The 21259-nt window shown below is 72.1% G+C and carries 18 protein-coding genes; 2 read left to right on the top strand and 16 right to left on the bottom strand.

Translation table 11 applies throughout. The features are described from left to right. The 3 genes from G6W55_RS33825 to G6W55_RS33835 form a co-directional block, all read right to left on the bottom strand. Positions 1-820: thiamine pyrophosphate-binding protein (locus tag G6W55_RS33825; protein ID WP_254876547.1), on the bottom strand; the 820-nt coding region annotated here is incomplete at its 3' end. 222 nt (positions 821-1042) lie between these two features. After that, entirely contained in the window at positions 1043-4060 is a 3018-nt protein-coding gene (locus tag G6W55_RS33830; protein ID WP_175524500.1) for an EAL domain-containing protein, read from the bottom strand. A 438-nt stretch (positions 4061-4498) separates the two neighbouring features. Beyond that, on the bottom strand, positions 4499-5473 hold the full coding sequence (locus G6W55_RS33835; protein WP_175524501.1) for a 2-hydroxyacid dehydrogenase: 975 nt from the start codon (positions 5471-5473) through the stop codon (positions 4499-4501). A 73-nt stretch (positions 5474-5546) separates the two neighbouring features. Here G6W55_RS33835 and G6W55_RS33840 point away from each other — a divergent pair, with 73 nt between their 5' ends. Next, positions 5547-6545: an aldo/keto reductase gene (locus G6W55_RS33840; RefSeq protein WP_175524502.1), complete on the top strand. Its 999-nt coding sequence runs from the start codon at positions 5547-5549 to the stop codon at positions 6543-6545. A 417-nt stretch (positions 6546-6962) separates the two neighbouring features. Here the strand turns inward: G6W55_RS33840 and G6W55_RS33845 are convergent, their stop codons facing one another. After that, positions 6963-7313, bottom strand: coding sequence for a helix-turn-helix transcriptional regulator (locus G6W55_RS33845; RefSeq protein WP_175524503.1), 351 nt, complete (start codon positions 7311-7313; stop codon positions 6963-6965). Between the two features lie 9 nt (positions 7314-7322). Continuing rightward, a complete protein-coding gene (locus tag G6W55_RS33850; RefSeq protein ID WP_175524509.1) occupies positions 7323-7709 on the bottom strand; it encodes a type II toxin-antitoxin system RelE/ParE family toxin in 387 nt (128 codons plus the stop codon). Positions 7710-7933: 224 nt separating this feature from the next. Here G6W55_RS33850 and G6W55_RS33855 point away from each other — a divergent pair, with 224 nt between their 5' ends. Then, positions 7934-9079: a sorbosone dehydrogenase family protein gene (locus tag G6W55_RS33855; protein WP_175524504.1), complete on the top strand. Its 1146-nt coding sequence runs from the start codon at positions 7934-7936 to the stop codon at positions 9077-9079. Positions 9080-9106: 27 nt separating this feature from the next. Here G6W55_RS33855 and G6W55_RS33860 read toward each other — a convergent pair whose 3' ends face one another. From G6W55_RS33860 to G6W55_RS33910, 11 genes are all read right to left on the bottom strand, one after another. Next, positions 9107-12130 (bottom strand): helix-turn-helix transcriptional regulator, encoded by a 3024-nt coding sequence (locus G6W55_RS33860; protein WP_175524510.1) that lies wholly within the window; start codon positions 12128-12130, stop codon positions 9107-9109. 470 nt (positions 12131-12600) lie between these two features. Then, complete coding sequence (locus tag G6W55_RS33865) at positions 12601-12810, bottom strand: hypothetical protein (RefSeq protein WP_078634915.1); 210 nt, start codon at positions 12808-12810, stop codon at positions 12601-12603. A gap of 202 nt (positions 12811-13012) precedes the next feature. After that, positions 13013-13639 carry a hypothetical protein gene (locus G6W55_RS33870; RefSeq protein ID WP_175524505.1) on the bottom strand — a complete coding sequence of 209 codons (627 nt, stop codon included), beginning with the start codon at positions 13637-13639 and terminating at the stop codon, positions 13013-13015. Between the two features lie 36 nt (positions 13640-13675). Next, positions 13676-14251, bottom strand: coding sequence for a GNAT family N-acetyltransferase (locus tag G6W55_RS33875; RefSeq protein ID WP_175524506.1), 576 nt, complete (start codon positions 14249-14251; stop codon positions 13676-13678). Continuing rightward, on the bottom strand, positions 14229-16505 hold the full coding sequence (locus G6W55_RS33880; protein ID WP_175524507.1) for an MMPL family transporter: 2277 nt from the start codon (positions 16503-16505) through the stop codon (positions 14229-14231). The genes G6W55_RS33875 and G6W55_RS33880 overlap by 23 nt, the downstream gene beginning before the upstream one ends. Positions 16506-16677: 172 nt before the next feature. Further along, on the bottom strand, positions 16678-17043 hold the full coding sequence (locus G6W55_RS33885) for a hypothetical protein (protein ID WP_217687722.1): 366 nt from the start codon (positions 17041-17043) through the stop codon (positions 16678-16680). Between the two features lie 87 nt (positions 17044-17130). Next, positions 17131-18645, bottom strand: coding sequence for an Asp-tRNA(Asn)/Glu-tRNA(Gln) amidotransferase subunit GatB (gene gatB / locus G6W55_RS33890; protein WP_030793687.1), 1515 nt, complete (start codon positions 18643-18645; stop codon positions 17131-17133). Between the two features lie 15 nt (positions 18646-18660). After that, complete coding sequence (locus tag G6W55_RS33895; protein ID WP_030793684.1) at positions 18661-18900, bottom strand: hypothetical protein; 240 nt, start codon at positions 18898-18900, stop codon at positions 18661-18663. After that, positions 18897-20402, bottom strand: a complete 1506-nt coding sequence (gene gatA / locus G6W55_RS33900) for an Asp-tRNA(Asn)/Glu-tRNA(Gln) amidotransferase subunit GatA (protein ID WP_085213500.1) — start codon at positions 20400-20402, stop codon at positions 18897-18899. Before gatA ends, G6W55_RS33895 begins: the two co-directional genes overlap by 4 nt. 5 nt (positions 20403-20407) lie before the next feature. Continuing rightward, positions 20408-20704 carry an Asp-tRNA(Asn)/Glu-tRNA(Gln) amidotransferase subunit GatC gene (gene gatC / locus G6W55_RS33905; RefSeq protein ID WP_018531282.1) on the bottom strand — a complete coding sequence of 99 codons (297 nt, stop codon included), beginning with the start codon at positions 20702-20704 and terminating at the stop codon, positions 20408-20410. A 175-nt stretch (positions 20705-20879) separates the two neighbouring features. Next, positions 20880-21259, bottom strand: a 380-nt coding sequence (locus tag G6W55_RS33910) for an EAL domain-containing protein (RefSeq protein WP_175524508.1), incomplete at its 5' end; no start/stop codon positions are given.

Here is a 21259-nt window from a genome sequence, read left to right on the forward strand (position 1 = left end):
GCTGCGGGTGGCTGTCGGGGAAGGCGCCCAGCGCCATCAGCGTGGTGGTGACGGGCGCGCCGGTCAGCTCGGCGAGGACCTTCAGCTCGGCGGTGGCGCCGGCTTTGAGGACACCGCCGCCGACGTACAGCACGGGCCGCTTGGCGGCCGTGATCAGCTTGGCGGCCTCGCGGATCTGCTTGGCGTGCGGCTTGGTCACCGGGCGGTAGCCGGGCAGGTCCATGACCGGCGGCCAGGAGAACGTCGTCTTCGTCTGGAGGATGTCCTTGGGGATGTCGACCAGGACCGGGCCGGGGCGGCCGGTGGAGGCGATGTGGAACGCCTGCGCGATGGTCCGCGGGATGTCCTCGGCCTTGGTGACCAGGAAGCTGTGCTTGGTGATCGGCATGGTGATGCCGACGATGTCCGCCTCCTGGAAGGCGTCCGTGCCGATCGCCTTGGACGCGACCTGGCCGGTGATCGCGACGAGCGGCACCGAGTCCATGTGGGCGTCCGCGATCGGGGTGACCAGGTTGGTCGCGCCGGGGCCCGAGGTGGCCATGCAGACGCCGACCTTGCCGGTGGCCTGCGCGTAGCCGGTGGCCGCGTGGCCGGCGCCCTGCTCGTGGCGGACCAGGACGTGATGGACGCGGGTGGAGTCCATCATCGGGTCGTAGGCGGGCAGGATCGTACCGCCGGGAATGCCGAATACCGTGTCGGCGCCGACCTCCTCGAGGGAGCGGATGAGGGACTGCGCGCCCGTGACGTGCTCGACGGGGGCGGAGTGTGCTCCGGATCGGGGCCGCGGCTGCGGATGAGCCCCGGTGGCCTGCTCGGTCATCGGCATTCTCTTCTCGATGCTGAGGGTTCTACTGCGGGTTCTTGCGGGTTTTGTGCAACAAAAAACCCCTCGTGCCAGAAGGCAAGCGAGGGGAGCGCGCCGGGTGTGGGTCGCTGGGATTCCGGGTCCGACCGGACGTCACCAGCTTCAGCCGACGCGCTTTCCAAGTACGAGAATTCGGGTGCGCATGGCATTGACCCTCCCCCTGGCGCGCACCGACTGTCAAGTGGGTGGGACAGGAGTCTCATTATGTGAGCGAAGGACACTTCCGCTCCCCAGGACGGCGGTCACCCCACTACCGGTGTACACCCCGGTGCCGCCGCCCGCGAACGCGGGTTCCGCGGGGCCGTGCGGCACGGGATAGCGGCCGGTGGCGAGCGCGCGGCGCAGCCGGTACTCGTCGAGCGGGCCGGAGAACGCCATGCCCTGGCCGTGCGTGCAGCCCATCGCGCGCAGGGCGACGACCTGTTCGGGCAGGTCCACGCCCTCGGCCACGGAGTGCAGCCCGAGGTCGCAGGCGATCCTCAGCAGCCCACTGGTGATCTTGTGCAGCCGGGCGGACTCGACGACGCCCTCGACCAGGCCGCGGTCCAGTCTGAGGACGTCCACGGGGAGTCTGCGCAGGGCCGTGAGCGCGCCGTAGCCGGTGCCGAAGCCGTCGAGGACGATCCGGACGCCGTGCCGCCGCAGGGCGCCCAGACGGCGCTCCAGCTCGTCCAGCGGCACCTTGGGGTCGAGGTCCGCCAGCTCGATCATCAGCGCCCCGGACGGCAGCCCGTGCCGGGTCAGCAGCGCCTCGACCGCGCCGGGCGGCATCGACCGGTCCACGAGCCGCCGCGCGTCCATCCGCACGGTCACCGGGACGCTGCGGCCGCCCGCCGCCCGGTCGGCGGCCTGGGCGACCGCCTCCTCCAGCACCCAGCGGCTCAGCTCGGCGGTGCGGTCGCCCTCGTCGGCGACCCGCAGGAACTCGGCGGGCGTGAACAGCACCCCCTGCGAGGACCGCCAGCGCGCGTGCGCGGCGACCGACGAGATCCGGCCGTCCTCGAGCCGCACCACCGGCTGGTGCAGCAGCGCGAACTCGCCGTCGTGCAGCGCGGCCCGCAGCCGGGTGGCCAGCTCCGCCTTGCGTACGACGTCCTGCTGCATCTGCGGCTTGTACAGCTCGACGCGGCCCTTGCCGCCCGCCTTGGCGCGGTACATCGCGAGATCGGCGTTGCGCAGCAGCTCACCGGCGCCGAGGCCGGGTTCGGCGAAGGCGACGCCGATGGACGCGGCGACTCTGACGTCGTTGCCATCGATCACGTAGGGCTGCGAGAGGGTGAGCCGGAGACGGTCGGCGAGTTCCAGGATGTGCCGCTCGCGGGCGGGACGGTCGCGGGTGGTGTCGCCGACGATCAGGGCCGCGAACTCGTCGCCGCCGAGCCGGGAGGCGGTGTCGGACTTGCGGACCGCGTCCTGGAGCCGGCGGCCGGCCTGGACGAGGAGTTCGTCCCCGGCCTGGTGGCCGATGGTGTCGTTGACCGCCTTGAAGCCGTCGAGGTCGATGAAGAGAACGGCGGTGTTGCGCAGGGCGGCGCCCCGGTCGGAGCTGCGCCGCCCGGACAGGGCCTGCTGGACGCGCCGGGTGAACAGGGCGCGGTTGGGCAGGTCGGTGAGCGGGTCGTGCTCGGCGTTGTGCTGGAGCTGCGCCTGGAGGCGTACGCGTTCGGTGACGTCCCGGCTGTTGAAGATCAGGCCGCCGTGGTGGCGGTTGACGGTGGACTCGACGTTGAGCCAGCCTCCCCCGCCCCCGGAGCGGAACCGGCACTCGATGCGCGTGGTGGGTTCGTCCTGGGGGTTGGCGGCGAGGAAGCGGCGCACCTCGTGCACCACGCAGCCCAGGTCCTCCGGGTGGATGAGATCGGCCAGTTCGGTCCCGACCAGGGCCTCGGCGGGGCGGCCGTAGACACCGGCGGCGGCCGGGGAGACGTAGCGCAGGATGCCGCTGGGGGCGGCGATCATGATGACGTCGCTGGAGCCCTGCACCAGGGAGCGGAAGTGGTTCTCCTTGTGGGCCAGTTCCTGGGTGAGGGTGATGTTGTCGAGCAGCATGATGCCCTGGCGCACCACGAGGGCGAGCACGACCGCGCCGCCGGTCAGCAGGACCACGCGGTCGACGCTGCGGCCGTTGAGGACGTTGTAGAGGATCCCCAGGGTGCAGACGGCGGCGGCGAGGTAGGGCGTGAGGGCGGCCAGCGAGCCGGTGATGGGCCGGGTGACCGGATACCGGCCGTGGTCACCGGCCTGCGCGGGGGCGTGGTGGTGCTGATGGCCGCCGGGGCGGGCGCCGGGCAGGTGTTCGCGCACCACACGCGTGTGCCCCTCGTCGGCGCCCGGCCGGTGCTGCCGGGAGGCGGCCCAGGGGGCGTACGCGAGGAGCAGGGAGCCCGCGAACCAGCCGGCGTCGAGGAGTTGGCCCGAGCGGTAGCTGTGGTGCATGAGGGGCGAGGTGAACAGCGCGTCGCACATCACGGTGAGGGCGAGCGCGCCGACGGCCGTGTTGACGGCGGTGCGGTTGACCGCGGAGCGCCGGAAGTGCAGCACCAGCACCATGCTCACCAGGGCGATGTCGAGCAGCGGATAGGCCAGCGACAGCGCGGCGTGCGCGACGGAGGGGCCGTCGAACTTGGCGGCCTGCGCGAGGGCGAGGCTCCAGGAGAGGGTGAGCAGCGAGCCGGCGATCAGCCAGGCGTCGAGCGCCAGACAGATCCAGCCCGCCTTGGTGACGGGCCGGGCGGCCAGCACCAGCAGCCCGACGATCGCGGGCGGCGCGAAGCACAGGAAGAACAGGTCGGCGTAGCTGGGGCTGGGCACGGGGCGGTTCAGGACGACCTCGTACCACCCCCAGACCAGATTGCCGAGGGCGGCCATCGCCGAGGAGAGCGAGAACAGCAGCCAGGCGGGTCGAAAACGGACCCGGCGGGTGCGCGCGTAGAGGAAGCAGGACACGGCGGCGGTGCCGGCGGCGGCGGTCAGTCCGAAATCGCCCATGATGAGGGCGAGTTGGTCGGAGCCCCAGCCGAGCGCGGAGCCGAGGCCGTAGCCCCCGCAGAGCAGGGCCAGCACCAGTTGGTGGACGAGGTTCGGCTTGACGCCGGCGGACGGCGGTCCGGCCTGAGGGGCCGTCACCGGGGCGGGTGTCCGCGGCGCCGTGTCGACTCCGTCGAGCACGGGGGTGGACGTCGTCGGCGAACTCACCGGATCCTCCCGCTCCGCGCCGCTCCCGGGTCCCACAGGTCCCGGTGCGCCGGCGCCGCAACTCGTCGCGGTCCGCTGCCGGTCGGGCGCCGGCGCGGGTGCGTGTGGTGATGATGGTGCGGGTGCGTGTGCTGATGGTCGTGCGGGTGCGGGTGGTGATGGATGTCCTGGCCGCGCCCGCGCGTGGCCGTGCGCCAGGGCCGCCGCCGGCGGTTCCGCCGCGTCGGATCGTTCGTCCATAGGCTGTGCATCGCCCGTCGCCCCCCTCGCAAGTCTGAAATGTCCGTCCCAGGCGCCGAAAGGTCGCGGCGCAGCCCCAGTCGGGACGATACACCAGTCTCGTCACTCAGGGACATAGGTTCTCTACGCTCCGTGACGATCATCGGCGGGGCGGGTACGGACCGCGTCCGGGGAACTGCGGAGGGTGCCGGAAGCGGACTACACGTCTGCCGTACCCGTCGTCAGGATCACGTGCCGCAGGGGCTCGTGGTTCAGATGGCGACCGAGTTGGTCCACCAGCAGACGCTTGGCACGGGGCAGGAAGGCGGACGTGGGGCCGCCGACGTGCGGGCTGATCAGCACGCCGGGCGCCTGCCACAACGGGTGCCCCTGGGGCAGGGGTTCGGGGTCGGTGACGTCGAGGGCGGCGGTGAGACGGCCGCTCTCCACCTCGGTGAGCAGGGCCTTCGTGTCGACGACGGGGCCGCGGGCGACGTTGACCAGCAGGGCGCCGTCCTTCATCCGGGCGAGGAACGGGCCGTCGACCATGCCGCGGGTGGTGTCGGTGAGGGGCGTGGTGAGGACGACGACGTCCGCCTCGGGGAGCAGGGCGGGCAGTTCGGTGAAGGGATGCACCAGACCGCGCGCCGTCGTGCGCTGGGAGCGCGCGACGCGCGCCACCCGCGCGACCTCGAAGGGAACGAGCCGGTCCTCGACGGCGGCGCCGATCGCCCCGTACCCGACGATGAGGACGTTCTTGTCGGCGAGCGCCTGGTGAAAGCCGCCGCGCCATTCCTGCCGGTCCTGGGCGCGCACGAACCCGGGGATGCCGCGCAGCGCGGCCAGGGTCAGGGCGAGGGCCAGTTCGGCGGTGCTCGCCTCGTGCACCCCGCGCGCGTTGCAGAGCCGGACGCCGGGCGGCAGGTCCGACAGGCGTGCGGTGATGTCGTCGACGCCGGCGGTGAGCGTCTGCACGACCTGTACGTTGCGCATCTCCCGCAGCGGGCCGACCTTCACCTGCTGCCGCTTCATGTAGGGCACCACGTAGAAGACGCACCGCGCCGGGTCCCCGGGGTACGTCTGTTCGCCCTCCTCGCCCCCGTCCCAGAACAGGTAGTCGAGCCCCGCCGGGAGTCCGTCGATCTCGTCGGGCGGGATGGGCAGCCATACGTCACGGGGTGCGTCGATGCTCATGTCAGGAGGCTATGTCAGGCACCCGTGTGCCCAGAGGTTAGGTTGGGGGCCGGGAGAAGGAGGGTCACGGCAGGTGGAGCGCAGGACGATCGGCGCGGGGGCGCTTGCGACAGGGGCCGTCGGACTCGGATGCATGCCGATGAGCTGGGGGTACAGCGGCTCCCGGCAGCGCGGTGACGAATCGCTCCGGGCGGTGCACCGGGCGCTCGACCTCGGCTGCACCCTCCTGGACACCGCCGACATGTACGGCCCGTTCACCAACGAGCTGCTGGTGGGGCGGGTGTTGAAGGAACGCCGCGCGGAAGCCTTCGTCTCCACCAAGGTCGGCCTGCTGGTGGGCGAACAGCACATCGTGGCCAACGGCCGCCCCGGCTACGTGAGAAGAGCGTGCGACGCCTCGCTGCGCCGCCTCCAGACCGACGTCATCGACCTCTACCAGCTCCACCGCGCCGACCCCGAGGTCCCGGTGGAGGAGACCTGGGGCGCGATGGCGGACCTCGTACAGGCGGGCAAGGTACGGGCGTTGGGACTGTGCGCGGTCGGCGCGCGCGGCGCCCGGCGCTCCGGCGGCCGCCTGTACGACGGAACGATCCGCCAACTGCGGCGTGTGCAACAGGTGTTCCCGGTCAGCGCGGTGGAGGCCGAACTCTCCGTGTGGTCGCCGGAGGCCCTGGACACCCTGCTGCCGTGGTGCGCCGCGCGCGGCGTCGGCTTCCTGGCGGCGATGCCCCTCGGCAACGGCTTCCTGACCGGCACCCTCACCCCCGGCGAGGGCTTCGAACCGGACGACATGCGCGCCCGCCACCCCCGCTTCACCGCGGACATGATGGCCGCGAACCAGCCGATCGTCGCCGGCCTCCGCCGCGTGGCCGCCCGCCACGGCGACGACGTCACGGCCGCGCAGGTGGCCCTGTCCTGGGTCCTGTCCCAGGGCCCCCACGTGGTCCCGATACCGGGCGCCAAGCGGGAGCGGTGGGTGACGGAGAACGCGGGGGCGCCGGGGATACGGCTGACGCCGGAGGATCTGGCGGAGGTGGCGGGGCTACCGGGGGCGCGGGGGTCCTGGGACTGAGAACCGCTTTTCTGAAGCGGGTGTCGAGTCGTACATGAGGCCGTGGCCCCAATGGTGGCGTGCGGGGAGTCCGGCCCTAGGTATTCGCCAAGCCGTCCATGCGCTTCTCGGGCAGACTGAAAAGTCGGGACGAGTAACGGAGGCAACCCGTGGCGACCGAAGGCAAGAGAAGCCCGAAAGATCCCACAGACGAAACCACCCGTGAGCAAAAGCCCGCCGCCCCACAGAAGCCTCAGGCAGAAGGCTCGGCAGTAGCGGCCGGAGACGGCAGCGTGGGCGTGGCCGTAGACCAACGCCAGAACCGATACAGCGACTTCCAGGAGTGAGTTACGGAGTCGCGTCACGAATAAGTCGACCCCTGGTAGAGCCGGATCCCAGCGGTCAACGTGAAGCGGTATTCGATTGTTCGGTGTCCGACTACGCCGCCGCGCTGCCCTGATCGCCGCTTGCCGGCATCCGCAGTGTGTGGTCACCGAAGTCGGCAACGAGGTCCAACCTGCCACCGAGCGCTTCGACATAACGTGCGATCACATCGAGAGTGGCGACTTCGCCGTGTTCGATCTGGGACACGCGAGCGATGCTCACACCCATACGGGCAGCAACGTCCCTCTGTGCCAGCCCGTACTGCTTGCGCGCCTCGGCGAGTTGATGACCGCGGGCTTCCGCCAGCAGCCGACGTGCACCGGCCTCCACTTCAGCGGGATCCACACCGGCCGAGTGCAGCTCCTGCTCCAGGGTCTCCCAGTCCTGCGGGGTCTTCTTGGGCATGTCCACTCCTCAGTCCTCAGTGTCACTGGTGTAGTCGCGGTAGAGCTGTTCAGCGAGAGGAATGTTGTCTCGGTACCAGCGCTCCCAGTTTCCCGCCTTGTCTCCCCCGAGAAGCAGCAGGGCTGAACGAGTCGGATCAAAGGCGAAGATGATCCGGATCTCGGACCGTCCGCCTGACCCCGGCCTCAGTTCCTTGAGGTGATGCAGTTCCGATGCCTTCAGCCGGTCCACAAGGGGACGCCCCAGGGTGGGGCCTGCTTCACGCAGAGCCGCGACGGCTTGGGCGACCTGGGAGGCGGAACCGAGGTCCTCCTTGATCAGCCGCCTGAACCACTCCGCGTACTCATCGGAGACCTTGATCGCCCAGCTCAAAACGGCTCCCCTCGACACCAGCATCACGAGGTTAAGGTTTTGCTTAAACGGCGGCAAGCCGGTGGCTTCAGTGGTCTTTGCCTGGAGAGGTGAATCCCTTGACCTTGAGTCGCGGTACCTCGCCTCGCTCGTCGCCTCAGGCATCAGGCTGCCCGTCGTGGCGGTTGTCGGGAACCTGTGGGGTGGCTGCGGCGTAGGACAGGGGGAAGGGGTTTTCGGGGATCGTTGTGGTGGAGGGAGCGGGAATCGTGCGTCGTACTGCTGTGCCGGCCGCGTTGGCCGTGGGTGCTCTGGTGTTCGGCGCCGGCTGCTCCTCCGGGGGTGAGGGGGCGTCGGGGAGTCCGAGCGGGTCGGCCGTGCGGGGGTCTTCGTCGCCGGTCGGGGAGGCCACTCCGCCCGCGAAGGGCAGCGTCGAGGTGGTGCGGACCGTCGCCGAGGGGCTGGACAGTCCGTGGGGTGTGGCGGTGCTTCCCGAGGGCGGGCTGCTGGTCGCCTCCCGTGACGAGGGCACGATCACGCTGGTCGACGAGGAGTCGGGGAAGAAGACCGAGCTGGGCGAGGTTCCCGGGGTCTCGGCGGCCGGGGAGGGCGGTCTGCTGGGCATCGCCCTCTCGCCGGACTACGCCTCCGATCACATGGTCTACGCGTACTTCACCTCGGCCTCGGACAATCGTGTCGTCCGCATGATCTACGACCCCAAGCGCTCCCCCGGCGATCAGCTCGGCGCCCCGGACACCGTCTTCAAGGGCATCCCCAAGGGCATGATCCACAACGGCGGCCGGATCGCCTTCGGGCCCGACGGCATGCTGTACGCGGGCACGGGCGAGAGCGGTGACACGGGACTGTCCCAGGACAAGGAGTCCCTGGGCGGCAAGATCCTGCGGCTCACCCCCGAGGGCGAGCCGGCCCCCGGCAACCCCTTCCCCGACTCCCCCGTGTACTCGTACGGCCACCGCAATGTGCAGGGTCTGGCCTGGGACGCGAAACAGCGGCTGTTCGCGGCCGAGTTCGGCCAGGACACCTGGGACGAGCTGAACGCGATCGAGCCCGGCGCGAACTACGGCTGGCCGGAGGTCGAGGGCGAGTCCGACGACTCCCGGTACCGCAGTCCGCTGGCGCAGTGGCACACCGACGTGGCCTCCCCCAGCGGGATCGCCTACGCCGAGGGCTCGATATGGATGGTGGGGCTGCGCGGCCAGCGTCTGTGGCGCATCCCCCTCAAGGGCACCGAGGCGTCGGCGGACCCGCAGTCCTTCCTGGACGAGAAGTACGGCCGGCTGCGCACGGTGGTCGCGGCGGGCGGCGACCGGCTCTGGGTCACCACCAGCAACACCGACGGCCGCGGCGCACCGAAGGAGGGGGACGACCGGATCCTGGAGCTGAAGGTGAGCTGACCCGGGGGGGCGCGTCCCGCAGCTCGCTCAGGTGAGTGCCCGGCCCTCCGTCCCCGTCTGCTCCTCCGTCGGGGACAGTCCCACCCGGTGGGCCACCGCCGCCGCCTCGCCGCGGCCCGACACCCCCAGCTTGGCCAGGATGTTCGAGACGTGCACGCTGGCCGTCTTGGGGGAGATGAAGAGCCGTTCGGCGATCTGCCGGTTGGTGCGGCCGGCCGCGACCAGCCGTAGGACGTCGTGCTCCCGGCTGGTGAGGCCGAGCGCCTCGACGGGGTCGGCGGTGCACTGCGGCAGGGCCGGGACGACGGCCAGCCGGGCGCGCCGGGCCAGCAGGTCGACCGCGTCGGCGAACGGCCGGGCGCCGAGGTGGGTGGCGACGGCGTGGGCGAGGCGGAGCAGTTCGGCGGCGCGGTCGCGGTCGTTCTCGCGGTCGCCGTCGTCGTCCGTGCCGCCGGTGAGCAGGGCCTCGGCCAGGCGGTGGCGGGTGCGGGCCAGGTCGTAGGGGCGTTCCAGGCGTTCGAAGGCGGTGACCGTCCCGGTCCACTCCTCCAGGGCGGGGTGGCCCTCGGCGCGCAGGAGTTCGGCGCGCAGCCAGAGCGCGTGGGCCTGCCAGACGGCGGCGCCCGTGGGCAGCCTGCCGCTCGCGGCGCGGATCCGGGCGAGGAGGTCCCCGGTGGTCGCGGCCGGGACCGCGGTGATCAGGAGCGGCCAGACATAGCGCTGCGCGCCGGGCTGGAAGCCGGTGTCCAGGGCGCGTTCGAGGAGATCCGCGGCCTCTTCGGGGCGGCCCTCGGCGATCGCGAGGGCGATGGAGTGACGGGCGAGGGGGAGATGGTGCTGTGCGGTGTGGTGGTGGGAGCCGAAACAGTCGCGGGCCACGGCCAGTTGTTCATGAGCCTCGGCGAATTCGCCGCGTGCGACGGCGAGTTCCGCGCGCAGGATGGCGTGCACTCCCCGCGCGCCGACGGCGAGTCCCATCCGCCCGGGGTCGACGAAGGCGCGGGCGGCGTCGTCCCAACGGCCCACCGAGAGCAGGGACTCGGCGAGGTTGCCCCAGATCCACGCCTGGCTGTCGGGCAGTCCGTGGCGGCCGGCGAAGGCGACGCCGCGTTCGAGGACGGCCATGGCCTCGCGGGAGCGGCCGACGGCCTCCAGTTCGGAGGGGAGGTTCACGTAGGCGTTCACCGCGACCATGGGGATGTCCTCGGCGAGCGCCCGGTCCTTCACCTCGGCCAGCTCGGCGAGGCCGGCCTCGGTGTCTCCGGAGGCGACCATGAGGACCCCGAGGATCTGGCGGGCGTCGAGTTCGGTGTCGCGGGCGCCCACCATCCTGGCGTACGCGACGGCCCGCTCGGCGGCCTCGAAGGCGCCGGGGCCGGGGGCGTGGAGCATGGACCAGTTGGCGGCGTGCGTGAGGACCTCGGCGTGCACCTCGCCGGGCGGCAGTCCGCGCACCAGCTCCTGTGCCTCGGCCAGTTCCTCGCGTCCGCTGCCGCGGCCCAGGGCGCGCACCAGGCGGGAGCGCTGCATCCAGAACCAGGCGGAGCGCAGCGGGTCGTCGTCGTCCGCGAGAAGGCGCAGCGCCCGCTTGGTGATCTTCAGGGCGCGTTCGCGTTCGCCGCAGTAGCGGCCCGCGACGGCGGCCTCGGCCATGAGGTCGAGGTAGCGCAGCGGGGCTTCGGGCCGCGGGGCGGGGTACGCCTCGGTGTAGTCGGCGGGCCGCAGCCGGGCGCGGACCTCGTCGGGCGCGCTCTCCCACAGCTCCATCGCCCGTTCCAGGAAGTGCAGTTGCTCGCTGTAGGCGCGGCGGGAGCGGGCGGCGACGGAGGCGTCCAGGGCGGCGGGCAGCGCCTTGGCCGGGTCGTGGGCGTGGCACCAGTAGCCGGCCAGCCGCATCACGCGTTCGTCGGCGGGGACGAGCGTCGGGTCGGCCTCCAGGGCTTCGGCGTAACGGCGGTTGAGACGGGAGCGTTCGCCGGGCAGCAGGTCGTCGCTGACGGCCTCGCGGACCAGCGAGTGCCGGAAGCGGTAGCCGTCGCCGTCGGGGGTGGCGAGCAGCAGGTTGGCGTTCACGGCCGCCCGCAGCGCCGCGATCAGGTCGTCCTCGGCGAGCCCGGCGACGGCGGCCAGCAGCCGGTACTCGACGGTGGAGCCGCCCTCGGCGACGATCCGGGCCATCTGCTGCCCGGCCTCGGGCAGGGCCTCCACCCGCACCAGCAGCAGATCGCGCAGCGAGTCGGTGAGCCCGGCGCAGCAGCCCTGGTTCCCGGCGACGGCGAGTTCCTCGACGAAGAAGGCGTTGCCGTCGGAGCGCCGGAAGATGGCGTCGACCTGGGCGGGGTCGGGTTCCTGGGCGAGGATGCCGGCGATCTGGCGGGCGACCTCCTCGCGGGTGAGACGGGCGAGTTCGAGGCGCCGTACGGTGCGCAGCCGGTCGAGTTCGGCGAGCAGGGGGCGCAGCGGGTGACGGCGGTGGATGTCGTCGGCGCGGTAGGTGGCGAGGACGACGAGCCGGCCGGTGCGCAAGGTGCGCAGCAGGTAGGAGAGGAGGTGGCGGGTGGAGGCGTCGGCCCAGTGCAGGTCCTCCAGGGCGAGGACGACCGTGCGGTCGGCGGCGACGCGCTCCAGGAGCCGGGCGGTGAGTTCGAAGAGGCGGGCCATGCCCTCCTCGTCGTGACGTCCGGTGCCGGGTTCGCCCAACTCGGGCAGCAGCCGGGCGAGTTCGCCCTCCTGTCCGGCAGCGGCGGCGGCCAGTTCGGCGGGCAGGGCGCGGCGCAGGGCGCGCAGGGCGGTGGAGAAGGGGGCGAACGGCAGCCCGTCGGCGCCGATCTCGACACAGCCGCCGAGCGCGACGGCCGCGCCCCGGGCGCTCGCGGCGGAGGCGAACTCCTCGACGAGGCGGGTCTTGCCGACCCCGGCCTCACCTCCGATGAGCAACGCCTGCGGCTCCCCGGCGCCGGCACGGGCGAGCGCGTCGTCCAGAGCGCCCAACTCATCGGCACGCCCGACGAAGACGGGGCTGACGGACCTGGTATCCACGGACGCGAGCATCGCACGCGCGACGGGCGAGGGCCCAGTGGATATCACCGGGCCCGCCGTCGGAGCAGCGATCAGCGCGCGTCCGCCGCCCGTCGTCACCGAAGGGCGGCCGACCCCCGTACGGCCGCCCTCCTGTGCCCCGGCGGACATCGGCGCCGACACCCCGGCGGGGGTCGCCGTCGGCGTCCGTGCGGTCGCCGCCGCCATCGGCCCGGCGACCGCCGCTGCACCCGGGCCGGCGGTGACCGCCACCGGCGGACCAGCGGTTGTTCCGGTCCGACGCCGTGCGGTGGGCACCACCGCCGAACCGGCGGCGCCCGCTGTCCCCACCGACCGCGGACCGGCAGGGGTCGCCGCCTTCCGGGAGCCGGCCGTCGGGGCTGTCTCCCGGCCGGTGCCGGGCGCCGTCGTCGGGCCGGCGGGGTTCGTCGCCCGGGAGGAGTGGTCGGCCGTCATGCCGTCCCGCTCCCCCGCCTCCGTGTTCACGCCGCGCGCGGGAAGCGGGGGCGGCGCGGGCGGTGGGTATGGGGTTCGGACTCGGGGTTCGTGGTGGTGCGGTCGTGGGCCGCGCGCTCCGCGGCCTCGCGGCGGGCGGCGCGGCGGCCGCGGACGGCCTCGCGGGCCAGGCGCTCGTCGGCGGCGCGGCGCAGCAGTTCGGCGGAGCGGATCTGGTGCAGCTCGTACTCGTACATGGTGTCGTCCCCTGACGCTCGGTGGTTCCCGCAGCGCTCGCTGCGATGACTCCACCTTCGTCCGCCAGAGGGGTCCGCCACATCGGGAGAGTGCCGCATCTTCCGGGGGCGGGCGGTGCCTTAGACACGCCTGAGGGGTCTTAGGGCGGCCGTAAGGTCCGGCCGGGCTCCCTAAGACCCCTCACAAAAAACGGCTCGTGGATCAGCCCGCGGAGGGCAGGCCGAGCAGCGCGTCGGTGTACTTCAGGACGGCCAGGAGCAGGCCGATGACGCCGAGCGCGATGCCCGCCCAGGACACGGACTTGATCCAGGGGGCCTGCGGCCGGGCCGGGCTGCCGAAGGCGGGGCGGGCCAGCACGACGACACCGGTGACCAGCGCGGCCAGCGCGAACAGGCCGCCCCACAGCGCGGTGGTCTGCCAGGCGTCGCCGTAGACGGCCTGGATCTGCTCCGCGACGCTCGCGGACCCGGAGGACGACTTGAGCTGGCCGACCAGGGTCTGGCGGGCGCCCGCGACCGTGCCGATCCAGCTCCCCGTGAGCGACACGAGGCCGAGCGCGGCGGAGACCACGGCGCCCGCGCCCTGGCCGACGCCGGTCGGGCCGGCCGGGACGTCCCCGACGGCGGCGTCCGTGTCGTCGGCGTCCGTGTCGGCGCCGTCCTCGCCGGCCTCGGTGTCCTCGGCGGCCGTTTCGTCAACGGCGTCGGTCTTCGTCATGTCCACCGCCCGGTCGTCATTCGCGACCTCAGTGGCCTCGGCGGCCTCGGTGACCTCAGTGGCCTCGGTGCCGGGCTCGGCGCCGGTCTCGTCAACAGTCTTGGTTCCCATAACCCCGCACCGTACGGACGCTCTCTGAGAGGTCCCTTAATGATCGTTGTGAGCGGCACGCGCGCGTGCGGTGCGCCACTCCTGGGCGAGCACGGACCACACCTCGAGGTCGTGCCGGACCCCACGATAGGGGTACGCCTCCCGGCGCACACCGTCGCGGGTGAAGCCGAGCCGCCGGGCGACGTTCAGGCTGTTGGTGTTGCCCGCCGAGGCGACCCACTCCAGGCGGTGGATACCCCGCCGCTCGACGGCGAAGTCGATCAGCACCCGCATGGCCCGGGTGACCAGGCCGCGCCCGGTGCCTGCGGGCTCCAGCCAGCAGCCGACCTCGCAGTTGCCCTGCTCGGCGTCGAAGTTCAGGAAGAGCACCCCGCCGACGAGCCGCCCCTCGGACCAGATGCCGTGCAGCGACCCGGTGTCGGCGGCGCGCATGTCGGCGTACCGCTGGAGCACCTCGCGGGCGCCGTCCGGGTCGGTGGCCTGCGAGCCGAACGGGATGAACTCGTTGATGAAGTCGCGGCCGCGCTCCAGGTGGGCGAGGAACTCCTCGGCGTTCCACGGCTCCAGGGGCCGCAGTTCGGCTCCGTCGTCACCCAGCGATATCGCGTACATCCGGTTCCCGCTCCTTCTCCAGCTCCGCCATGACCTCGGTGAGCCTCTCATGGGCGGCGCGGCACTCGGGCGGCTCGATGCTGATGCGGGGCAGGCGCCGCTCCAGCCAGGCCGGCAGCCACCAGTTGGCGCCGCCGAGCAGATGCATCAGGGCCGGTACCAGCAGCGTGCGCAGCACGAAGGCGTCCAGGGCGACGGCGGCGGCGAGCGCGATGCCGAACATGGCGATCACCCGGTCGCCGCTGAGGACGAAGGCGAGGAACACCGAGATCATGATGACGGCGGCGGAGTTGATCACCCGGCTGGTCTCGGCGAGCCCGACCCGTACGGCCCGCCGGTTGTCGCCGGTCTCCAGCCACTCCTCGTACATCCGGCTGACCAGGAAGACCTGGTAGTCCATGGAGAGGCCGAAGAGCACCGACACCATGATCACGGGAAGGAAGGGTTCGATCGGCCCGGCCCGGCCGAGCCCCAGCAGTTCGCTGCCCCAGCCCCACTGGAAGATCGCGACGACGACCCCGAAGGCGGCGGCGACGGCGGCCACGTTCATCACGGCGGCCTTGAGCGGGATGCCGACGGACCGGAAGGCGAGCAGGAGCAGCAGACAGCCGAGGCCGATGACGACACCGACGAAGAGCGGCAGTTTGCCGACGATGACCTCGGCGAAGTCGTCGTAGCCGGCCGTCACGCCGCCGACCTGGACGTCGAGCGAGGTGCCGGCCTCGGCGCGGGGCAGCACCTCGTGGCGCAGCCGGTCGACGAGTTCGCTGGTGTCGCGGGACTGCGGGGCGGACTCCGGTACGACGGTGAGGTAGGCGGTGCGTCCGGCGGAGTCGAAGGTCACCGGGGTGACGGAGGCGACGCCCTCGGTGGCGCGCAGGGTGGTGTCGAGGCGGTCAAGGGCGAGCCGGTCCTCGGCGCCGACGACCCGGGTCACCAGGGTGAGCGGCCCGTTGAGCCCCGGCCCGAAACCGCTCCCGCTGCCGCTACCGCCGTCGCCGCCCCCGTCGCCTGAGGTGTCCCCGGCCAGGAGGTCGTACGCCTGGCGTGTGGTGCTGGACTGCGGGCCGTTGCCCTGGTCGGAGGTGCCGAGGCGGAGGGAGAACGTGGGCAGGGCGAGGACGGCGATCACCACGAGGGCGATCGTGCCGAGCAGCTTGGGGTGGCGCTCGACGAACGCCGACCAGCGGGCGGCGAGCCCGGTCGGCAGTTCCGGCTGCGGCCCGTGCTCGGCGAGCCGGCGCCGTTCGCGGCGGCTGAGGGCGCGTGGGCCGATGTACGACAGCAGGGCGGGCAGCAGGGTCACGGACGCGGCGACCGTGAGGACGACGGTCAGGGACGCGGCGATCGCGACGCCGTTGAGGAAGTTCAGGCGCAGGATCAGCATGCCGAGCAGGGCGATGCAGACGGTGGCTCCCGCGAAGACGACCGCGCGTCCGGTGGTCGCCACGGCGTTCTCGGCGGCCTCGGTGACGGTGAGCCCGCGTTTCAGACCGCGCCGGTGCCGGGTGACGATGAACAGCGCGTAGTCGATGCCGACGCCGAGGCCGACGAGCATGCCGAGCATCGGCGCGAAGTCGGCGACGGTCATGGCGTGCCCGAGCAGCACGATCCCGGCGTAGGCGGTGCCGACGCCGACCAGGGCGGTGGCGATGGGCAGCAGCGAGGCGGCGAGGGAGCCGAAGGCGAGGAAGAGCACGACGGCGGCGACGGCCACGCCGACGATCTCGGCGAGATGGCCGCCGGAGGACTCGGTGAGGGCGATCGCGCTGCCGCCCAGCTCCACCTGGAGGTCGTCGGACTCGGCGGCCTTGGCGGTGTCGACCACCTTCTGCGCCTCGCCGCGGTCGATGTCCTCGGCGCGGTCCTCGAAGGTGACGGTGGCGTAGGCGGTGTGTCCGTCCGCGCTGATCCGGGCGGCGCCCCCGTCGTCGTAGGGGCCGGTGACGGCGGCCACGCCGGGCAGTTCCGCGATCCGGTCGAGGGTGCGGGTCATGGTCTGTTCGACGGCGGCGGCGCGGACGGTGCCGGAGGCGGTGTGCCAGACGACGGTGTCGCTGTCGCCGCCGAGTCCGGGGAAGCCCTCGGTGAGCAGGTGGGTGGCGCGGCCGGACTCGGTGCCGGGGACCTCGTAGTCGTTGGAGTACGCGGAGCCGGCCGCGACGGCGGCGGTGGCGGTGCCCAGGAGGGCGACCAGCCAGAGCACGACCACGATCAGGCGGTTGCCTACACACCATCGAGCGAGGGCTGCCACAGACGTGCTCCCGGGGGGAATTGTGGATCTTTGACCGGGAAACAGCCCGCAAAGAACGTATGAGCGATGTGGGGCCACTCTTACAGGCGGGAGAGATCGTTTGTACCGTTCGTGTGCCTTTTCACAGTTCGCGGCGGTGCGCGGAGGGAAGCGGAGGGAAAGGGCCGGCGGGTCAGTCCACCTGGTCGCCGAGGGCCATCACCATCACGCCGGCGATGAGCAGCCACAGGGCGCGCCGGGTGCGGCCGCGGGCGCCGAGGAACGCCGCGAGGGCGCAGACGACCGCGCCGAGGGCGTAGGCGACCGGCACGAGGGCCGGGGCGGGGCCGGTGAGCCGCAGCAGGGCGGCCGCGAGTCCGGCGAGGGTGAGCAGGGCGCCGGTGCCGGTCGCGGTACAGCGGGCGCGGCGGGCGTCGTCGGGGCCGTACTCCTCGTCGTCGCCGGCTATCTCACCCGGGGCGCCCTGGGAGTCCGGGGAGTCCGGGGAACCCTGCGAGCCGTGGGCGCCCTGGGATTCCGAGTCGGTTCGTGCACTCATCGTGGGCGAGCGTAGCGCCTCCGCCGGAACGGCCGAGAGGGGGTGCGCCCGAACCGGACGCACCCCCTCCCGTGACGATCGCCGAGGTCAGCCCTCGCTGACCCCGAGCTTCTCCAGGATCAGTTCCTTGACGCGGGCCGCGTCGGCCTGGCCGCGCGTGGCCTTCATCACGGCGCCGACCAGTGCGCCGGCCGCGGCGACCTTGCCGCCGCGGATCTTGTCGGCGACGCCCGGGTTGCCGGCGATGGCCTCGTCGACCGCGGTGCCGAGCGCCGAGTCGTCGGAGACGACCTTGAGGCCGCGCTTGTCGACGACCTCGTCCGGCGTGCCCTCACCCGCGAGGACGCCCTCGATGACCTGGCGGGCCAGCTTGTCGTTGAGGTCGCCCTTGCTCACCAGCTCGGTGACCCGGGCGACCTGCTCCGGGGTGATCGCCAGTTCGTCGAGCGAGGTGCCCGACTCGTTGGCGCTGCGGGCCAGTTCGCCCATCCACCACTTGCGGGCGGAGGCCGCGTCGGCACCGGCGTCGATGGTGGCGACGATCAGGTCCAGGGCGCCGGCGTTGAGGATCGCCTGCATGTCGGTGGCGGAGACGCCCCACTCGGCGAGGAGCCGGTTGCGGCGGGCCAGCGGCAGTTCGGGCAGTCCGGCGCGGATCTCCTCGACCCACGCGCGCGAGGGGGCGACCGGGACCAGGTCGGGCTCCGGGAAGTACCGGTAGTCCTCGGCCTCCTCCTTCACGCGGCCCGAGGTCGTGGACCCGGTGTCCTCGTGGAAGTGGCGGGTCTCCTGGACGATCGTGCCGCCCGAGGAGAGCACGGCCGCGTGCCGCTGGATCTCGAAACGGGCCGCGCGCTCCACGGACCGCAGCGAGTTGACGTTCTTCGTCTCCGAACGGGTGCCGAACTTCTCGGTGCCGTTGGGGCGCAGCGACAGGTTCACGTCGCAGCGCATCTGGCCCATCTCCATGCGGGCCTCGGAGACGCCGAGCGCCTTGATGACCTCGCGCAGCTCACGGACGTACGCCTTGGCGACCTCGGGGGCGCGCTCGCCGGCGCCCACGATCGGCTTGGTGACGATCTCGATGAGCGGGATGCCGGCGCGGTTGTAGTCGAGCAGCGAGTGCGAGGCGCCGTGGATACGGCCGGTGGCACCGCCGACGTGCGTCGACTTGCCGGTGTCCTCCTCCATGTGGGCGCGCTCGATCTCCACGCGGAAGGTCTCGCCGTCCTCCAACTGCACGTCGAGGTAGCCGTCGAAGGCGATCGGCTCGTCGTACTGGGAGGTCTGGAAGTTCTTCGGCATGTCCGGATAGAAGTAGTTCTTCCGGGCGAAGCGGCACCACTCGGCGATCTCGCAGTTCAGCGCGAGACCGATCTTGATCGCAGACTCGATGCCGATCGCGTTGACGACCGGGAGCGCGCCGGGCAGGCCGAGGCAGGTGGGGCAGGTCTGCGTGTTGGCGTCCTGGCCGAGTTCGGTCGAACAGCCGCAGAACATCTTGGTCTTGGTGCCGAGTTCGACATGGACCTCGAGGCCCATGACGGGGTCGTACGACGCCAGCGCGTCCTCGTACGACACCAGGTCGGTCGTGGTGGTCACGGTGAAACTTCCCTCTCAGCCCAGCAGGACGTCGTCGTCGCCCAGCCGCTTCAGCTCGCGGTACAGGATGGCGAGTCCGGTGACGATGGCGACGGCGGACACCGTGGCGTCGATCAGGACCAGGGTGTCCTTCTCGGCGCGGGCCTTGCGCAGCCGCTTGGCGACACCGATCGCGCCGAACGCGGTCCCGGCGATGGACAGGTACGTACCGGACTTGGACTTCTTGAAGCCCTTGGCCTTGTTCAGTGCACTCACAGCGACGGAGCCTCCTCCAGGAGCGGGTGACCCCACCTTTCCACGAAGGCGGCCTCGACGGCGGCGCCGACCTTGTAGAGGCGGTCGTCCTTCAGCGCCGGGGCGATGATCTGGAGGCCGACGGGGAGGTTGTCCTCGGGAGCCAGACCGCAGGGCAGCGACATGGCCGCGTTGCCCGCCAGGTTGGTGGGGATGGTGCACAGGTCGGCCAGGTACATCGCCATCGGGTCGTCGGCGCGCTCGCCGATCGCGAAGGCGGTGGTCGGGGTCGTCGGCGAGACGATCACGTCGACCTGCTCGAACGCCTTCTCGAAGTCCCGCGTGATGAGCGTGCGGACCTTCTGGGCGGAGCCGTAGTAGGCGTCGTAGTAGCCGCTGGACAGGGCGTAGGTGCCCAGCATGATGCGGCGCTTGACCTCGGGGCCGAAGCCCGCCTCACGGGTGAGGGAGGTGACCTCCTCGGCCGAGTGCGTGCCGTCGTCGCCCTTGCGGACGCCGTAGCGCAGGCCGTCGAAGCGGGCGAGGTTGGAGGAGCACTCGGACGGCGCGATCAGGTAGTACGCCGACAGGGCCAGGTCGAACGACGGGCAGTCCAGCTCGACGATCTCGGCGCCCAGGTCCTTGAGCAGCGCGACGGACTCGTCGAACCGCTGGATGACACCGGCCTGGTAGCCCTCGCCGCGGAACTGCTTGACCACGCCGACGCGCATGCCCCGCACGCTGCCGTTGCGGGCGGCCTCGACGACCGGCGGGACCGGGGCGTCGATCGACGTCGAGTCGAGCGGGTCGTGGCCGGCGATGACCTCGTGCAGCAGCGCGGCGTCGAGCACCGTGCGGGCGCAGGGGCCGCCCTGGTCCAGGGAGGAGGAGAACGCGACCATGCCGTACCGGGAGACCGCGCCGTACGTCGGCTTGACGCCGACCGTGCCGGTGACGGCGGCCGGCTGGCGGATGGAACCGCCGGTGTCGGTGCCGATGGCCAGCGGGGCCTGGAAGGAGGCGAGCGCGGCGGAGGAGCCGCCGCCGGAACCGCCGGGGATCTTCGTCAGGTCCCAGGGGTTGCCGGTCGGGCCGTAGGCGCTGTTCTCCGTCGACGACCCCATGGCGAACTCGTCCATGTTGGTCTTGCCGAGGATCACGACGTCGGCGGCCTTGAGCCGCTTGGTGAGCGTCGCGTCGTACGGCGGGATCCAGCCCTCAAGGATCTTCGAGCCGACGGTCGTGGGCACGCCCTCGGTGGTGAAGATGTCCTTGAGCGCGAGGGGGACGCCGGCGAGCGGGCCGAGCTTCTCGCCGCGCTCCCGCTTGGCGTCGACGGCGCGGGCCTGCGCGAGGGCGCCCTCGCGGTCGACGTGCAGGAAGGCGTGCACCTTCTCGTCGACGGCCTCGATCCGGGCGAGGTGCGCCTCGGTGACCTGGACGGCCGTCAGCTCGCCGGAGGCGATCTTCTCGGCGGTCTCGGCGGCGGTGAGCCTGATGATGTTGACGTGGGTGTCCGTCATGGTGATTAGTCCTCCCCCAGGATCTGCGGCACCTTGAAACGCTGCTGCTCCTGGGCCGGGGCGCCGGAGAGCGCCTGCTCGGGGGTGAGCGACGGACGGACCTCGTCCGCCCGCATGACGTTGGTCAGCGGGAGCGGGTGCGAGGTCGGCGGTACGTCTTGGTCGGCGACCTCGCTGACGCGGGCGACCGCGCCGATGATGTCGTCGAGCTGGCCCGCGAAGTGGTCGAGCTCTTCGGGCTTCAGCTCCAGACGCGCCAGCCGGGCGAGGTGGGCGACCTCCTCGCGCGTGATGCCAGGCATGCAGCGTTCCTCTGGGGTGAGTGAGATGTGATGTGAGCCCAATCCTAGGGGGCGGCGCCTGGTGCCCGTGAAACGGTTTGCCGCCGTGAGACGCCGAGAGGTCCCGCCAGGCAGCCCGGAGGGCGGCGTCTGGGCCGAACGGGTGAGACCGGGTGGGGCGACGCGGGCCGTGCCGTCAGTCGTCCGTGGCGGCTGCCGGGAGGGCCGCGGCCGGGCGTTGCCAGCCTCGGGAGCCGCGGGCGCGGAGCCAGGCCGTCGTCTCGTCGGGGGGCATCGCGGCGGCGACCAGCCAGCCCTGGACCGCGTCGCAGCCCAGGTCGCGCAGGCGTTCCCAGGTCTCGTCGTCCTCGACGCCCTCCGCGACGACCAGCAGGCCGAGGGAGTGGGCCAGGTCGACCGTGCAGCGCACGATCTCCGCGTCCTCGGTGTCGACGGCCAGCCGGGCCACGAAGGAGCGGTCGATCTTCAGTTCGCTCACGGGCAGCCGGCGCAGGTGCACCAGGGAGGAGTAGCCGGTGCCGAAGTCGTCCAGGGACATCTTCACGCCGTGCCCGG

Origin of the sequence: Streptomyces sp. CAI-85 (assembly GCF_013363615.1) — a bacterium.
In the GTDB taxonomy this organism is placed as follows: Bacteria; Actinomycetota; Actinomycetes; order Streptomycetales; family Streptomycetaceae; genus Streptomyces; species Streptomyces antibioticus_B.

Coding starts and splice junctions, on each gene's coding strand:
- G6W55_RS33835 (WP_175524501.1), bottom strand. CDS start 5,473: ATGAGCATCGACGCACCCCGTGACGTATGGCTGCCCATCCCGCCCGAC.
- G6W55_RS33845 (WP_175524503.1), bottom strand. CDS start 7,313: ATGCCCAAGAAGACCCCGCAGGACTGGGAGACCCTGGAGCAGGAGCTG.
- G6W55_RS33850 (WP_175524509.1), bottom strand. CDS start 7,709: ATGCTGGTGTCGAGGGGAGCCGTTTTGAGCTGGGCGATCAAGGTCTCC.
- G6W55_RS33860 (WP_175524510.1), bottom strand. CDS start 12,130: ATGCTCGCGTCCGTGGATACCAGGTCCGTCAGCCCCGTCTTCGTCGGG.
- G6W55_RS33865 (WP_078634915.1), bottom strand. CDS start 12,810: ATGTACGAGTACGAGCTGCACCAGATCCGCTCCGCCGAACTGCTGCGC.
- G6W55_RS33870 (WP_175524505.1), bottom strand. CDS start 13,639: ATGGGAACCAAGACTGTTGACGAGACCGGCGCCGAGCCCGGCACCGAG.
- G6W55_RS33875 (WP_175524506.1), bottom strand. CDS start 14,251: ATGTACGCGATATCGCTGGGTGACGACGGAGCCGAACTGCGGCCCCTG.
- G6W55_RS33885 (WP_217687722.1), bottom strand. CDS start 17,043: ATGAGTGCACGAACCGACTCGGAATCCCAGGGCGCCCACGGCTCGCAG.
- gatA (WP_085213500.1), bottom strand. CDS start 20,402: ATGACGGACACCCACGTCAACATCATCAGGCTCACCGCCGCCGAGACC.
- gatC (WP_018531282.1), bottom strand. CDS start 20,704: ATGCCTGGCATCACGCGCGAGGAGGTCGCCCACCTCGCCCGGCTGGCG.